The 2420-nt window shown below is 65.9% G+C and carries 1 protein-coding gene, 2 pseudogenes and 1 riboswitch; all 3 genes and pseudogenes read left to right on the top strand.

The features are described 5' to 3' along the window. Positions 1–177: 177 nt before the first annotated feature. A pseudogene (locus tag L0C59_RS04630) lies at positions 178–411 on the top strand (alkaline phosphatase); the annotation flags it as partial. Positions 412–606: 195 nt separating this feature from the next. Further along, positions 607–737, top strand: a riboswitch (cobalamin riboswitch). 178 nt (positions 738–915) lie between these two features. Next, positions 916–1296 carry an acyl-CoA thioesterase gene (locus L0C59_RS04635; RefSeq protein WP_243090043.1) on the top strand — a complete coding sequence of 127 codons (381 nt, stop codon included), beginning with the start codon at positions 916–918 and terminating at the stop codon, positions 1294–1296. Continuing rightward, positions 1293–2420, top strand: a pseudogene (locus L0C59_RS04640) (5-methyltetrahydropteroyltriglutamate--homocysteine S-methyltransferase); the annotation flags it as partial. The gene L0C59_RS04635 and the pseudogene L0C59_RS04640, both read left to right, overlap by 4 nt.

Genomic DNA, 2420 nt, shown 5'->3' on the forward strand with positions numbered 1-2420 from the left:
GGAGTCAGATGAACTCGGATGGGTGCAGGCATGGGGATATTTTAAGAGGAGGGTACTTAAAAGGCAGTCTGGCCGCCGGTGCCCTAGCCCTTCTCCCCAGGGTAGGGGACCAGGGCGCCCCCCAGAACGCGCCCGGCCTCGGCAGGCGCTATCGGAACCTGATCGTCTGCGTCTACCAACATCGGCTGCCCCTCGGGGCAGCACACGGCCAGCCCCGTGGTGTTGGCCCTCTACGGCCAGGGCCTCCGCTTCCTTAACCTGGGCCTACTGGACAATACCCATGTCTTCCGCCTCATGGGGGAGGCCCTGGGGATCCGCTACCGGAACCCGGTGATGAGCGAGGAGGAGGCCCTGGAAATCCTTAAGGCCCGGCCTGTGGGCATGCGGCATCCTGAGGACATCTGGGCCTAAGGGCCTGGCAGAACCTCCTTCCTTTCGGCCGCCCCTAAGGGCGGCCTGGCTTCTTGCGAAGGGGCCCAAACCGAAGCCCTCAGGGAAACCCGTGGAAGCGGCTAAGGGAGGTATCCCGGTGTGTCCGGTATTGACCCGGCAATCAACATATGGTAGCCTCCCTGGCAGGACACCCAACACTTGGGGTGTCCCGGCCGCGATGCCAGGCCGACAGGCCTGGACGCCTTCTGGCGGTGGGGGAAGTCCGGTGCAAGTCCGGCGCTGTCCCGCAACGGTAACCGGCCCCGTCCGGAAGCCCGAGTACCCGCTTCGCGGCCTTACCCCGTAGCCCTCGAGGCAAGGGTGAAGGTGGTGATGCCTGTGGGACCCTAGACCCTTAACCCCCTCACAAACTGTGGCCCAGAGCCGTGGGGCCAAGCGGCTATCGGCGTAAGGCAACAGGGGTTTGCCCTCCCTTGGCGAAAGGGGGTCTTCCCTTCCAGAGAAGGATGCGGGGAGTTTCGCATGAAGGAAACGCGCATGGTGCATACCGTTTTCCCTGGGGAAACCAACCATTACGGAACCCTTTTTGGCGGCACCGCCTTGGCCTGGATGGACCAAGCGGCCTTCGTGGCCGCCACCCGACATGCCCGGCGGAAGGTGGTAACCGTTCACTCGGATGCGGTGGACTTTAAGCGCCCGGTGCCCTTGGGCTCCATCGTGGAGCTCAGGGCCCGGGTGGTAGAGGTGGGCCACACCTCCATGCAGGTAGAGGTGGAAATGTGGGTAGAGCCCATAGAAGCGGGTAAAGAAGCCTATCTGGCGGCCAGGGGAGGCTTCGTGCTGGTGGCGGTGGACGAAAGAGGGCGTCCCGTTCCTGTGCCCCCCTTGGGAGGGGAGGGATGATCCGCACCCTGGGCTTTGGTCTACCCCGCCTGGGCCCTAACCTGGAGTACAAAAGGCTCCTGGAGGGTTTCTGGTCGGGGCTCCTCTCGCAAGAAAAGCTCCTAGCGGGCTTGCAGGAGCTGGAGGGCCTAAGGGCAACCGCCTATCGGGAGGCGGTGGACCTCCACCCCGCAGGGGAGCTCAGCCTCTACGACCCCATGCTGGACCTGGCGGTGGCCTTGGGCCTCTATGCGGCGCCCGCGGGGGACCTCGAGGCCTACTACGCCCTGGCCCGGGGCAAGGGAGCCCTTCCCTTAAGGAAGTGGTTCGGCACCAACTACCACTACCTGGTGCCCCGCCTCCCAGAAAGGCCCCAGTACGCGCCAAGGCCAGGTTGGTTTCCCTACCCCATAGGTGCCCCTCAAGAAGAGGGGCTTCCCACACTGATCGGCCCCTACACCCTGGTGCGGCTGGCGCAAAACCCGCCCGCCTCCCCCATGGAGGTTCAAGCCCACCTCGAGGCCCTAGGAGAGGCCTACAGGGAGCTCCTAGGGTGGGCCGGGGGCCGCACCGTCCTCCTACAGGAACCGGCCTTGGGGCTGGACGGCGCGGGGGACCACCTGCCCTGGCTTTTGCCGGTTTACCGCACCCTGGCGGAACGAACCCCCTTGGTCCTCCTCACCTACTACCTGCCCCTGGAGCCAGGGGTGGCTGAGGCCCTAGCCCAGTTGCCCCTGAAAGGGCTAGGCCTGGTTTACCAACCGGGAAGCCCCCTGCCCCACCCCGCCCCAGGTACAGCCCTAGTCCTGGGGGTGGTAGAGGGGAACGGAGTGTGGCGCACGGACCTGGCCGCCCTCCAGGAGGCCCTAACTCCCGTGGTGGAGGCCGGGCAGGAGGTCTGGCTCACCAGCAAAGCTCCCCTCTTCCACCTGCCCTGGCGGGTGGCCGAACCCTTGCCCCCTGGGCTAGAGGGCCGGCTGGCTTTTGCCGTGGAACGGCTAAAGGAGCTCTCCCTCCTCAAGGGGCTTCTTCTGGGAGAGGGCAACCCTGAGGCCCAAACCTGGCACACTCCCCCCCTCCCCTGGGACCAGGTTCTTTCCCCTATCCCCCCTTCCCGTCCCTCCCGGCAGGTTCGGCGCCAAGCG

It is taken from the genome of Thermus neutrinimicus (assembly GCF_022760955.1).
Taxonomy (GTDB): domain Bacteria; phylum Deinococcota; class Deinococci; order Deinococcales; family Thermaceae; genus Thermus; species Thermus neutrinimicus.